This window comes from Adlercreutzia shanghongiae, from assembly GCF_035830635.1.
Classification (GTDB): domain Bacteria; phylum Actinomycetota; class Coriobacteriia; order Coriobacteriales; family Eggerthellaceae; genus Adlercreutzia; species Adlercreutzia shanghongiae.
Genome location: NZ_JAYMFI010000001.1, coordinates 246,854 through 259,910 on the forward strand (window position 1 = coordinate 246,854; position 13,057 = coordinate 259,910).

Sequence of the window (13,057 nt, forward strand, 5' to 3'; positions counted from 1 at the left end):
TGAGACAGAATGCTTAGTACGGCTGCTCCAGATCGCCGTGGGCGAGGGCGTCGACATCGAGGGGCGAGAACTTGCCGGCACGGTAGCGATCGAGTGCTACTTCGGCGATCATGCCGGCGTTATCGCCGCAGGAGGCGAGCGGGGGCATGACCAGGCGCACGCCCTCCTCGGCGCACATGGCCTCGTAGGCTTGGCGCAGCATGGGGTTGGCCGCCACACCGCCGCCGAGACAGAAGGTGGGGGCGCCGGTCTCTTGCAGGGCCGTGCGGGCCTTGGCAACCTGGACGTCCACCACAGCGGCCTCGAAGCTGGCGCAGATATCGGGCACGGCAAGCTCGCGGCCGGTCTCGCGCTCGCCGTTGATATAGGTGACCACGGCGGTTTTCAGACCCGAGAGCGAGAAGCGCAGGTCGCCCGAATGCATCATGGCACGGGGGAACGGGATGGCCCGAGGGTCGCCTTCCGCGGCGAACTTCGAGATGACCGGACCGCCAGGATAGCCGAGGCCCAAAGCCTTGGCTACCTTGTCGAAGGCCTCACCGACAGCGTCGTCGATGGTGGTGCCGAGCACGCGGTAACTTCCCCAGTCGGCCATGTAGACAAGCATGGTGTTGCCGCCAGAGACCAGCGACACCACAGCGGGCGGCTCGAAATCGGGCAAGCCGATCTTGTTGGCGTAGAGGTGGCCTTCCAGGTGATTCACGATGATGAGCGGCTTGTCGGCACCCCAGGCCGCACCCTTGGCGAAAGCGACGCCCACCACGAGCGCGCCCACGAGGCCCGGCGCATAGGTGACGGCCACCGCATCCAAATCGCGCCAGCGCAGACCATCCCGGCCGAGCGCGGCAGCAGCACGATCGAGGCAGTCGTCGCACACGCCGCAGATAGACTCGATGTGCTTGCGGCTGGCAATCTCGGGCACAACGCCGCCGAAACGAGCGTGGAAATCGACTTGGGAGGCGACGACATCGGACAGCAACGCACCCTCGCCGTCGATGACGGCCGCGGCCGTCTCGTCGCAGGAAGACTCGATGGCCAGAATGAGAGGGCGACGCGCATCGGAACCTTCGCCCGACGCCGCGCCCCCTTCGCATGGGACGACTTCAGTCGCTCTATCTCCCGACCCGTGGGCGGCACAAGCACCGTCCCTGCTGGATTCGGCTGCAACGAACTCTCCGTTGGGAACTGCCGCCAAGGTAATGGTGGGCAGCGGGCCTTCCATGATGACCGCATCTTCGCCATCGGAGTAGTAGCGCGGACGCCTACCCAGGCTTTTATAGCCCAAGGCCTCGTACAGCGCCTGGGCGCCAACGTTGGACGCCCGCACTTCCAGAGAGCTCGTACGAGCACCCAAGTTGCGAGCGTCGTCGGCCACGCGGGCGAGCAGCACGCGAGCGATGCCGTGACGGCGCCATGCGGGATCGGTGCCCACCTTGAGAATCTGCACATCGCCATCGACGACCCAGCCGCCGGCATAGCCTACCAGCGGCGCTTCGGCCGAAAGGGGCATCTTGGGGTCGGCGGCATAGGCGGCCCACCACACGCGATCGGCGCGGCCCAACTCGTCGACCACAAGCGCTTCATTCCAAGCATCCGAGCCCATGATCTGGGATTCCAGAGCCGCCACCTCAGCCACATGGCGCGCATCCAGCGGCTTGTAGGCGATGCCCTCGCCGTTAGCCCGGGCGTTGGCGATGGCCGTATCGTTCATGGTCACGTGCTTCGAGCCGCGCTTGCCCGCAAGAGCCGCATCGGCCTGGGCAAGGCGCACCCGCTCGTTCTCTTCCGCATCGGACAGACGCGTGTAAACCGGCAGCACGAAGGCCGGGTTGTGACGAACGGCATTGAGGGGATCGCACTCCCCTGCTTGCCAAGCCGCTTGGAAGGCGAGCAGCAGACCCGAGCCCGTCGGCGTCCAGAGCGCCTCGGGAAGGATTACGCCGGCGCCTTCGAAGAGCTCGGCATATTTGCGCAGAGCATCGCCGGCGATGAGAAGGTCGGGGCACGGCGGCTGGGAATCGTCGGCAGCTGAAAGGGCGGACTGAAGTCCGCCCCTATGGAGGGGGGCGCCAGTCGTGGCGATGTCATCACGCGGGGAATCAGAATCGCCCATCGCGCAGCCCAGCTCTTCGGCAAAGGCCTCGGCTTTGATGACGCGGTCGGAAGTTAGGCGGACGGCGCCGTCTTCGCCAAGGCGGTACTCGACGGGGTACACCTCACGGCGCATGGCATCGGCGAGCACGAGAAGGCGTCCGCGCTCTCCCGCATTCCACGCGCCCCAGGCCACGGCATCCAGCGACGATACGCCCACCAGGCCTACCTCGAGCGCGCTGGCGATGCCCTTGGCACAGGCCATGGCGATGCGCACGCCGGTAAACGACCCGGGGCCGCGACCGACGCACACGGAGGCTATATCCTCGCGGGCCGCCTTCGCCTCGCGGCACAGCTCGTCGATGCGCGGCAGTAACTGCGTGTTCGACGCCCGCCGCGCCTCCACCTCCACCGTTGCCACCGGCACAACTGTCTGCGACGGGCCGTCAAGCTCGCCCAAACCGATAGCGATAACCTCATTGGCCGTATCAAATGCAAGAACATATCGCTTCGCCACGTCATTACCCTTTTCGATCGAATCAGCGACTGACTATCATAGCGCAAGAAAATCGTCCATCTCTGGCGAAAAAGTTCGTTTTGAGGCGCATAGCCTTTCGATTTGGCCCCCGACGGCCGCGAAAAAGTACGCTTTGCGAGCCATTTGACCCTTATTTAGAGAAAATCTTTCGGACCCTGCGCCTCAAAACGAACTTTTTTGCCAAAACCTCCGTCGGTTTCTGCAACCGCGACTTAAGACGGCACCCCAAAGACAGCCGGGCCCTCGGACGACGCCCGACGACGTTCGAATCTTCAGAACGCCGCCTCGAGGCAGTCGGCTCAAGCTTCTTGGGCCGATTGCCCACCATCGCGCTGGACGAGGCCACAAGCGCCTTGGATTTCGAGCGCGGGGCGACAGCGCAGGAGGCTGCAGGAGGCGCTCGTTACAGCTTGCACTTTCCCAGGCGGGATTTGGAATCGTTGGCCCAGACACAGAGCAGCTGTCGGCTGCGCTTGCCGTAGGAGTGGGCGACAATGCGGCGCGTTCCCTCCGCATCGGCGGTGATGGTGATCTCGAGATAGTCGTAGGGCATGTCCTCGGGGAACTTTTCGGCCCATTCCACGAAGGCCACCCCGTCGCCGTAGCCGTCAATGGCGCTGTAGTAGTCGATGTCCTCCAACTGCCAGCGCTCGTCAAGGCGATACAAATCGTAATGGTAGAGCGGCAGGCGCCCATCGTGGTACTCAAGCAGAATGTTGAAGGTGGGGCTCGTTACCGCACCCCGCACGCCCAAAGCCGCGGCCAGCCCCTGCACGAACTGGGTCTTGCCAGCCCCCAAATCGCCGTTGAGCACGACGGTGTCGCCCGCGTGCAGATAGGGCGCGAGCGTCGCGGCCAGCTGTTTGGTAGCCTCGGGAGTCGTGGTGGTGCGCGCATATGTCAGTCCGTTTGCCATGCCCCCATCATAGACACGTCCGCGCCCCGTGCAAGACCTCTCACACCGAAGCCGCAAAACCCAACCGAATTACCCATACTTCTGACGAAACCGAAGGGACAGCCGGGAGAGAGGGCGGCGGGGTGTCCCGTGCTCAAGCAATGGCTCGCTCGGCGGAACAGGACATTTAGTCCTGTTCCGTTCGCTGCGCAACCTGCGCGCGGGACACCCCGCCGCCCTCTCTCCCTGAACCGGATCGACTAGTTGGCCTTCTTCGTTCCGTGGCAGGCGTACATCACCAGTCCTACGACCACGCCGCCGACGATGTTACCCAGCGTCACGGGGATAAGGTTCGCGAAGATGAAGTCGCCGAAGGTAAGCAGCGCGGTATTGATGCCCGCCGCATCGATCATGGCCGTGTAAGCGGGGTTCAGGTACGCGAAAATGCCCGCCGGAATGTAGTACATGTTGGCGACGCAATGCTCAAAGCCGCACAGCACGAAGCCCATAATGGGGAAGAAGATGGCCCACACCTTGCCCGCCGTATCCTGGGCCGTGTTCGCCATGTAGACGGCAATGCAGACGAGCAGGTTGCAGAAGATGGCCATCACGAAGGCGTTTACCCAGGGCAGCCCGCACTTGTTCGCCGCCACCTTCGCCGTGTACACCGCCAGCTCTCCCCCGCCGATGTTCAGCTGGCCGAAAAACGCCATGAGCGCCGCCAGGACCACCGCGCCCACCAGGTTGCCCAAAAACACGATGCCCCAGTTTCGCAGCAGCAGCTTCCACGTGATCTTGCCGGAGATGGCCGCCGTTATCATGAGGGCGTTGCCTGTGAACAGCTCGGTGCCCAGCAAAACGACCATCATCAGGCCGATGGGGAAGATGACGCCCGACACCAGGCGCACCATTCCGGCGTCGCCGAGGGCGTGGGCGGCCGTGGACGAGGCCACCGCTCCCAAGCCGATGAGCATGCCGGCGGCAATGGACAGCAGGAACATGCGCCAGATCGGCATGGTCGCCTTCGCGACGGAGGCCTTTGCGTAGTTATCGGTAATCTCGGTGGGGGTGAGAACGGCCATGGACGCTCCTTCAATTCAGGTTTCTGAGGCTATCTTTCCACAGGGCAGCGCCGGAAAAACGATTACTTCGCCCACGGCTTCTTTTGCTCGGTCGGTGCCCTCCTCGATGCAGGCGCCCCGCGTTGCCGAAAGCTCCGGCCATCACCCCGCCAGCACGCGCTCGGCTGCGGCCACCACATGGGCCATAGTTACCGACGTGGTGACCGAGCCGAGGCCGCCGGGCACCGGGGTGATGGCCCCGCCCTCCCCGAGCGCCTCGATGGCGGCATCGAAATTGACATCGCCGCACAGGGCGCCGTCTTCGAAGTTGATGCCCACGTCGAGCACCGTCTGTCCCGGCGAGAAGAATTCAGCCCCGTAGGCGCGGGCGCGGCCGGTGGCGCACACGACGATATCCGCCTCGCGAGTGTGGGCGGCGGCATCGGCGGTGCGGGAATGGGCCAGCGTGACCGTGGCATGGCGGGCGAGCAGCATGCACGCCACGGGTCGCCCGATAACCAGCGAGCGCCCAAGCACCACAGCGCGTTTGCCCTCGATGGGAATACCGTAGAAATCGAGTATTTCCAAACACGCCTGGGCCGTGGCCGGCGGAAAGCCCTCGCCGGTATCGGCGAAGACACCCGCGAGCGAAGCCGAAGAAATGCCGTCGATATCTTTCTCGGGCGCGAGTCGGTCGCACACGGCGCGCTCGTCCATGGAGGGCGGCAGCGGGCGGAACAAAAGGCAGCCGTGAAGAGCATCGTCGGCGTTCACCTCGTCGATGACTGCCTCCAGGTCGGCCTGGGCGGCATCGGCGGGAAGCGCGAAGGAACGCACAGCAATGCCCAGGCCCTCGGCCCGCTTCATCGCGGTGCGCTCGTAGGACATATCGTCGGGGCGCTCCCCTACCCGCACGATGGCGAGCGTCGGCGTGATGCCGGCGTCAGCCAAATGCTCGATGCGCGCAGCCAGGTCCTCGCGCAGGGCAGCGACCACTTCCTTGCCGGTCAGCAGCTTCACCATGTTAGCTCAACCTCTCCAGCACGTCGGCGTACACCTCATCGGCCATGGAATTACCCGCGGCGAGAAGGTCCTCCATCTGGCCGCGATAGAGAGACGCGCGCTCCTCGTCGGCCATGGAGCCAAGGTTAATGACAACATTCAGGCTCGCCGCCTGAAGGGCCCCTTTGGCAATCACCACCGCAGCGCCAGCATCGGAAAGCGCCAGTACCGAGCCATGACGCGCCATGAACACGCAGGATTCGATGACCTCGAGGCAGGTGACCATAATCTCGAGCGGCACTTCGCAGGCATCAACAAGCGCAGCCTGAAGCGCTTCGTTCTGAGCGCTCTTCTCCGCCTCAGTCCCCTTTGGCATGCCGTAGGCGGCGGCCAAAGGCTCGAAGGCGCGGGCATCCTCATCGATGAGCTCGAGCAGATGGTGACGCGTGCTCTCAAGCTCGATCAGCTCCGCCTGCACGCGCTCCTCCACCTCGGCGTACTTCTTCTTGCCAACCGTAAGGTTACCCACCATGGAAGCCAGCGCCGAAGCAAGCGCCCCCGCATAGGCCGAGGCCCCGCCTCCACCAGGCGTGGGCGCCTTAGAAGCCAGCTCCTCGATAAACTGTGTATCGATCACGAATTCCCCTTTTGTCGCTATTTCGCCGTTTAAGGCCATTCTGAAAGGAGCCATGCCGTAAGAGCCACGGCAAGGTTTCTCGCCTACAGACAGAAGTCCAACGGCTGCCAGCATCTCACAAAGCCTCGCAAACGGCAATCCTGCGCGTTCAGCCCCACGGCGGGCGGGAGGCACTCAATCGCCCAGACCGGCAGGTGCTTCTTCAACGAGGCTGATGAGTTCTTCCCTAGAATGAATCCCCAGCTTCGCGTAGATATGTTCAACATGAGTGTTCGCCGTGCTCTTCGATATAAACAATTCGTTGCGAATATACGGGAGTGAGCGCCCGCGCGCCAAGTAACTCAGAAGCTCTCGCTCTCGTTGCGAGAGGCCGCCCCTCTCGGCAACTCCATCGCACTTCCTCTCGAACAGGATGCGTTCCAGTTCGTTGGCGTCCTCGGGGAGCGACAGCCGCCGCTCCACACTCTTGATGATTCCCGGTTCCGCACTGTTTTGTCGTGAAGCGAACGGGGAGAGCGATCCTGCCAACGACCACATGACGCATCCCGAGAGCACCGCCGCCACGCAGAGGAACACCTCGGCCGGCGACACGCTACCCTCGGTGATAACATCTACCACACCGCCGGCTAAAAGCGCGCCGACCAGGATTCCGCCCTGGAGAAAGCCCCTGCCGAGACCAACGACGAGGACGGCCCTCCCCCTCCAAAAGCTCGCCCGCTCGCAAAAGAGAATGAGAGTGAAGGCATCGAGCCCCATTTGGGCTGCGAGAATGCCCATGCTACCGACAAACCGTGATGCTTGGCTCGATCCTACGAGGAAGAACAGCGAAAGAACGATGAGGGGCAGCAGCCAGCGAAACAGGGAATCTTGGTTTAGCCGATTGGCGAAGGTCACGCAATTGACCAGCAGTACCACAGTCACGACTGCGCCCGAGAGCAGCGACGCGGCGAACAGGCCGCTGTCGAGGGATACGACGCCCTCGGATATCAGAGACCACGTCAAGCTGACCGCGCAACCCGCCGCGACGATGCCCACACCCGCACGAAAGAGCTCCGAAGCCAATGCGCGGCCATCGCCAGAGCCTTCACCACGCATCTCCGTCTTTTCAGCGGGGGCTTCGGGCTTCGCCGCAGAGGTCAGCGAGCCATCGAATAACTTCGACTTTAATCCCCTATCAGAGCGATCAGCGTCCACATCTTCGAGCGCTCTTTCATCTTGGCACAGCAAAAAGCAGGCAGCTGAGCCCAAGGGCAGCGCGACAAGCAGGCCTATCTTCACGGCCCAGGATGATGCGAGCGCCAAACCATAGAAGACTGTCATAAGGGCGAGAGAGCAGATGACTTGGCTCTCGATTACCGCTGCATCCTGACGGGCATAATGGACTCCCCAACACAGCGTTCCCACGGCCATGCCTAAGCCGGAGAGAACACCCGCGGCAATCTGGACCGCATGAGCTTGTGGTGTTGTGCCCCCGTACCAAAACGCCATGACCGCCGTACTGATGACGATGAGCGCTGCAGCAGCCGGCACAGCGGGCCACATCAGTGTCTTCACGTTCGGGCGCCAGAAGATTCCAAGACCCACCAAGCCTAGCGTCGTCGTCGCCATATTAGCAATCCAGTAGTCGCGAAACGACTGCATATCCGCAGGAGCGAACACATCCGTGAACGTCGAAATCGTGCCCCACGCCACGAGCAGCCCCCATCCCAACGCCCGCAATTGTGGCAGCCTCCGAAGGGTGCTAATGATGAGCTCGGTCTTTCGCGCGCCGCGCGGATCCAGCGCTTCGCTTGTCGTGCCTGACATACTCGTTTCCCTCCCAACATGTTTCAACTTAGTGTAGTAAAACCCCTGGTAGAACTCATCGGTAACAATACCCGATATCGAAAAAACCCTTAAATGGGAACCATCGCCCGATGTGAGTCCGCCGCCTGTCGCGCCATAGTGTCACTGTCCGCTCCGCGGGCAAGCACATCCATGAGAAGGAGGACATCATGAACACTCTGAGCAGACGCGATTTCATCACCGGAGGAGCAGCAGCGGGAGCTTTGGCGGCCCTTTCCGTGACCGCCGGCTGCGCCCCTAAGGCATCGTCGTCCGCTGACGCGGAAGACGCCGCATCCCTCGCGCAAACCGGCGGGTATTCTTGGGAGAACGCTCCCGAGCCCATTGCCGCCGACGCCATCAGCGAGACGCGCGAGGCCGATGTGATCATCATAGGCGCCGGTCCCTCGGGTTTCTGCGCGGCAGCCAGCGCGGCGGAAAACGGTCTTTCCGTCATCATGATCGAAAAGGACGCTGGCTTCAACGCCAACGGTGGCGCATTCTTCGCCGTCAATTCGACGTACCAGAAATCCATCGGCTACGAAGTTGACGCGGAAGCCATCTGCCACCAATACCTGGAGGCGATGGGCAAGAAAGTCAGCCAGAAGAACGTCTGGAGGTTCTTCGATCGTTCGGGCGAGATGGCAGACTGGTTCTGCGACATCATGGCGGGCTACGGCATGGAGCCCGTCATGCAGGGTATAGGATACGAAGGAGACCCGAACAACGAGGCCATGCCTGGCACGCTGGTGCTCCGCGGCGGCGAGAACACCCCGACCGACGTCACCGACTTCGATCCCTACACGTGCGACCTCGGACTCGGGTACGTTCCCATGGTCGACTACCTCAACGCCATGACTGATTACATCACGGGCCTCGGCGTTCAGGTTGACTACGAGACCGCCTCGGAGCGCATCCTGCGTGAGGACGAGGGCCGCGTGACGGGCATCGTCGCCTCCCAGGGGGATGCCTACATCCAGTACAACGCGGCAAAAGGCGTGGTCATCGCGTCGGGTGATTACGGCGCCAACGAAGAGATGCTTGAGTACTTCTGCCCGCAGGCGGCCCGCTTCGGCAGTGACCTCATGATTTCGACCATGAACACCGGCGATTTGCACCGTCAAGCCATGTGGGTGGGCGCGGCCATGCAGAAATGGCCCGACCACGCGCCGTCCGGATTCTGCGGGGACGCTCATCCCGTGTGGAACCTCAACGTGAACAAGAAGTGCGAGCGTTTTACGAACGAGTACACCTCCACTTCGAGCCTCAGCTGGGCTATCATGCAGCAGGAAGAGGGCAAGACCTACAGCCTTTTCAACGAGAAGTACGCCAGCCAACTCCCCTACGTCCCCGGCTACATCGGCGCGGACGTCCCCACCCCCAGCCAGATGATCGGCGCCTGGGACGAACTCGTAGAAGCGGGCGCATACTTCAAGGAAGATACCCTGGAAGCCCTCGCGGCCGACCTTGAACTGGATCCCACTGCCTTGAAGAAGACCGTGGACGACTATAATGCCATGTGCGCCGCCGGTAAGGACACCGACTTCCACAAGCCCGCGCAGTTCCTCTTCGCTCTTGACGAACCGCCTTACTACGGCTTCAAGAACGGCGTCTGCATGCTCACCGTGCACGGCGGTCTCCATGTTGATGAGGACTCCCGCGTCCTCACCGAAAACGACGAAGTCATTGAAGGCCTGTTCGCTGTGGGTCTCGCAGCCGGTGATTTCTGGGCCAATAGCTACACCACTCGCTTTGCAGGCATCAGCCACGGCCACAACATGACAGGCGGCTACTTGGTCGGCCGTTATCTGGCGGGCAAGGAATAGCAAGTCTTTCCCTGCGTCGCCGTAGACCCCTCCCTCCCTCCCTCCCTCCCTCGGCGACGCGCACTTAAAACGACCCGCGACCTTTCTGGTCGCGGGTCGTCCGCCGTTACGGTTCTCCCCGCCGCTCCTACATGTCTATTGAATCTCGTAAAGAAACATCCTATAATGCAAGAGCACTGGCAAAGCCCGTAGGTTGCTAGCCTGAGTACGGGCAGCGCGGTGCTAGTGATTAAGCCCGGTTGCCGCCGGGCTTTTTATTGTTCTCCCGCTCCATCCGATTGCTTATACTTCCATCGCTCGTACCGATCGAACCCCATAAGCACTAGGGCCAACCAGTTGAGCAGTGCTGTTACTACGAGAATGAGAGCTTCTTTCAGCATAAGGCGTCACTCCTCTCAAGAGAAGCGCCGCCCGCATCGGACTTTGCCAGCGCCGGACATTCTAACATGAGAGCAGCCTCTAATCATTAAATTAGAGGCTGCTCTTGATTTCTTCTTATACTAGAACAAGCCCGTGATGGTGCCGTCTTCCAGCACGTCGATCTTGTGGGCCGCCGGCGCCTTGCCGAGGCCCGGCATGGTCATGATGGAGCCCGTCAGCGCCACGATGAAGCCCGCGCCCGCCGACACCTTCACCTGGCGCACCGTGATGGTGAAGTCGCGCGGGGCGCCGAGCTTGGCGGCATCGTCCGAGAAGGAGTACTGGGTCTTGGCCATGCACACGGGCATGTCGCCGAAGCCGAGCGCTTCCAGCTGCGCGATCTCCTTACTTGCGGCCGGCTCGAACACCACGCCGTCGGCACGATAGACGCGCTGGGCGATGGCCTCGATCTTCTCGGCGATGGACAGGTCGCCCTCGTAGGAGAAGGTGAAGGTGTCGGCCGAGCGACCGGCCGCGTCTCCGTTCTCGCAGAGGGCCACCACCTCGTCAGCAAGCGCCAGACCGCCCTCGCCGCCGCGTGCCCATACCTCGGACAGGGCCACGTTCACGCCCAGTTCGCGGCACTTGGCTTCCACCAAGTCGAGCTCAGCTTTAGTGTCGGTCGGGAAGGCGTTGATGGCCACCACGCAGGGCAGGTTGTACACGTTGGTGATGTTCTCCACGTGCTGCAGCAGGTTCGGCAGGCCCGCCTCCAAAGCCTCCAGGTTCTCCTCATTCAGGTCGGCTTTGGCCACGCCGCCGTGGTTCTTCAGCGCGCGCACCGTGGCGACGACCACCACCGCATCGGGCGCAAGGTCGGCCAGACGGCACTTGATGTCGAGGAACTTCTCCGCGCCCAGGTCGGCGCCGAAGCCGGCCTCGGTCACGCAGTAGTCGCCGAGCGCCATGGCCATGCGGGTGGCCATGATGGAGTTGCAGCCGTGGGCGATGTTGGCGAAGGGCCCGCCGTGCACGAAGGCCGGGGTGCCCTCGAGCGTCTGCACGAGATTCGGCTTCAGGGCGTCCTTCAGAAGCGCGGCCATGGCGCCCTCGGCCTTCAGGTCGTGGGCCGTGACCGGTTTGTCGTCGTAGGTGTAGCCCACCACGATGCGGCCGAGACGCTCCTTCAGGTCGGTGATGGAGGTGGCCAGACAGAAGATGGCCATGACCTCGCTGGCCACGGTGATGTCGAAGCCGTCCTCGCGCGGGACGCCGTGGGCCTTGCCGCCCAAGCCGTCCACGATGTGGCGCAGCTGGCGGTCGTTCATATCTACCACGCGCTTCCAGGTGATCTTGCGCACGTCTATGTTCAGCTCGTTGCCGTTCTGGATGTGCGCGTCCAGCAGCGCCGCGAGCAGGTTGTTCGCCGCGCCGATAGCGTGGAAATCGCCGGTGAAGTGCAGGTTGATGTCCTCCATGGGGATGACCTGGGCGTACCCGCCGCCGGCGGCGCCGCCCTTGATGCCGAACACGGGGCCGAGCGACGGCTCGCGCAGGGCCACGACCACGTTCTTCCCGCGCTTGGCGAGCGCGTCGGCCAGGCCCACCGTGGTGGTGGTCTTGCCCTCGCCGGCCGGCGTGGGGTTGATGGCCGTCACCAGGATGAGCTTGCCCGGGGCGTGCTCCTCCTCGCGCAGCAGGTTGTAATCCACCTTGGCCTTGTGGTTTCCGTAGAGTTCCAGGTACTTCTCGTCGACGCCGGCAATCTCGGCGATCTCGCCAATGGGTTTCGGTTCGGTCGCCTGGGCAATTTCAATGTCGGTCAACACGTCGGGCCCTTCTTTCTCTTGTCGCGGCGCCGGGTGCCCGGCGGCCAGGTTCTGGGGACTGCCCCATTCTATCGAACGGATGCGCCTTTGCGAGGCGACATTGGCTATCGGGCCGCCTGCTCGGCAATTAAACGCAAACCCTCCAAGGTCAGCTCGTCGTTCACCTCGTCAATGGTCGTGGAATTCTGGGCCACCACCGAGGCAAGGCCGCCCGTGGCGACGACCTTGGCCTTGTACCCGAGCTGATCGAAGATGCGGCGCACGAGCCCGTCCACTCGGTCGGCCTCCCCCAACATGATGCCCGCCTGGATGGCCTCCATGGTGGAGCGGCCCACCACCGCCGGCGGGTTCACCAGATCGATGGCCGGCAGCTGGGCGCCGTGGGAGAACAGCGCGTTGGCCGAGGTATGCAAGCCCGGCGCGATAACGCCTCCGCAAAAAACGCCCTCGGCATTGATGACCTCGATATTTGTAGCCGTTCCGAAATCGACCACCACTACCGGAGCTCCGTAGATGGTGCGTGCCGCCACGGCATCGGCGATGCGATCGGCACCGATCTCGTAGGGGTTCGGATAATCGGTGTCGAACAGGTCGCCCGCCGTCTCGGCCGAGCACAAAATGGGAGTCGAGCCCGTGGCATCTTCGATGGCCTGGGACCAGGCGAGACGCAACTGGGGCACCACCGAGGCCAGCGCCGACGCGTTCACCTTTTCAAAAGAAAGCCCCTCCAAGGCGAACAGTGTGGAAAGCGTGATGCGCAACTCATCGGCGGCGGCGTTTCGCTCCGTTGCGATACGCCACATAGAACCCAGCGTTTCCCCAGCGTAGACGCCAATTACGGTATGAGTATTCCCTATGTCAATAGCAAGTAACATAATTATGACAATCTTCCTCAATTTTCCAGTACAATAGGCTTGTTTGCGTATAGTTAACGCGTAAGAGATTATAGCAAGGTCTCAACGATATGCCCCCGATGGGCAGTCGTCGAAATGAC

General features: G+C 62.6%; 9 protein-coding genes. 1 reads left to right on the forward strand and 8 read right to left on the reverse strand.

The window, feature by feature from the left end:
* Positions 1 to 13: 13 nt before the first annotated feature.
* The 6 genes from tsaD to VJ923_RS01170 all read right to left on the reverse strand — a co-directional run bounded on the left by tsaD (position 14) and on the right by VJ923_RS01170 (position 8,030).
* Positions 14 to 2,608, reverse strand: a complete 2,595-nt coding sequence (gene tsaD, locus VJ923_RS01145; RefSeq protein ID WP_326437657.1) for a tRNA (adenosine(37)-N6)-threonylcarbamoyltransferase complex transferase subunit TsaD — start codon at positions 2,606 to 2,608, stop codon at positions 14 to 16.
* A gap of 424 nt (positions 2,609 to 3,032) precedes the next feature.
* On the reverse strand, positions 3,033 to 3,545 hold the full coding sequence (gene tsaE / locus VJ923_RS01150; protein ID WP_326437659.1) for a tRNA (adenosine(37)-N6)-threonylcarbamoyltransferase complex ATPase subunit type 1 TsaE: 513 nt from the start codon (positions 3,543 to 3,545) through the stop codon (positions 3,033 to 3,035).
* Positions 3,546 to 3,784: 239 nt separating this feature from the next.
* A complete protein-coding gene (locus VJ923_RS01155) occupies positions 3,785 to 4,606 on the reverse strand; it encodes a formate/nitrite transporter family protein (protein WP_326437661.1) in 822 nt (273 codons plus the stop codon).
* Between the two features lie 141 nt (positions 4,607 to 4,747).
* The gene (locus tag VJ923_RS01160; protein WP_326437663.1) at positions 4,748 to 5,608 is read right to left on the reverse strand and encodes a bifunctional 5,10-methylenetetrahydrofolate dehydrogenase/5,10-methenyltetrahydrofolate cyclohydrolase; all 861 of its coding nucleotides are present in this window, start codon (positions 5,606 to 5,608) and stop codon (positions 4,748 to 4,750) included.
* Between the two features lies 1 nt (position 5,609).
* Positions 5,610 to 6,224, reverse strand: coding sequence for a cyclodeaminase/cyclohydrolase family protein (locus VJ923_RS01165; RefSeq protein ID WP_326437666.1), 615 nt, complete (start codon positions 6,222 to 6,224; stop codon positions 5,610 to 5,612).
* 174 nt (positions 6,225 to 6,398) lie between these two features.
* Positions 6,399 to 8,030, reverse strand: a complete 1,632-nt coding sequence (locus VJ923_RS01170) for a LuxR C-terminal-related transcriptional regulator (protein ID WP_326437668.1) — start codon at positions 8,028 to 8,030, stop codon at positions 6,399 to 6,401.
* Positions 8,031 to 8,218: 188 nt separating this feature from the next.
* Between VJ923_RS01170 and VJ923_RS01175 the strand changes: the two genes are divergently transcribed.
* On the forward strand, positions 8,219 to 9,874 hold the full coding sequence (locus VJ923_RS01175) for an FAD-dependent oxidoreductase (RefSeq protein ID WP_326437670.1): 1,656 nt from the start codon (positions 8,219 to 8,221) through the stop codon (positions 9,872 to 9,874).
* Positions 9,875 to 10,374: 500 nt separating this feature from the next.
* Here the strand turns inward: VJ923_RS01175 and VJ923_RS01180 are convergent, their stop codons facing one another.
* On the reverse strand, positions 10,375 to 12,063 hold the full coding sequence (locus tag VJ923_RS01180; RefSeq protein ID WP_326437672.1) for a formate--tetrahydrofolate ligase: 1,689 nt from the start codon (positions 12,061 to 12,063) through the stop codon (positions 10,375 to 10,377).
* 104 nt (positions 12,064 to 12,167) lie between these two features.
* Positions 12,168 to 12,938 carry a type III pantothenate kinase gene (locus VJ923_RS01185; RefSeq protein WP_326437674.1) on the reverse strand — a complete coding sequence of 257 codons (771 nt, stop codon included), beginning with the start codon at positions 12,936 to 12,938 and terminating at the stop codon, positions 12,168 to 12,170.
* Positions 12,939 to 13,057: the final 119 nt, after the last annotated feature.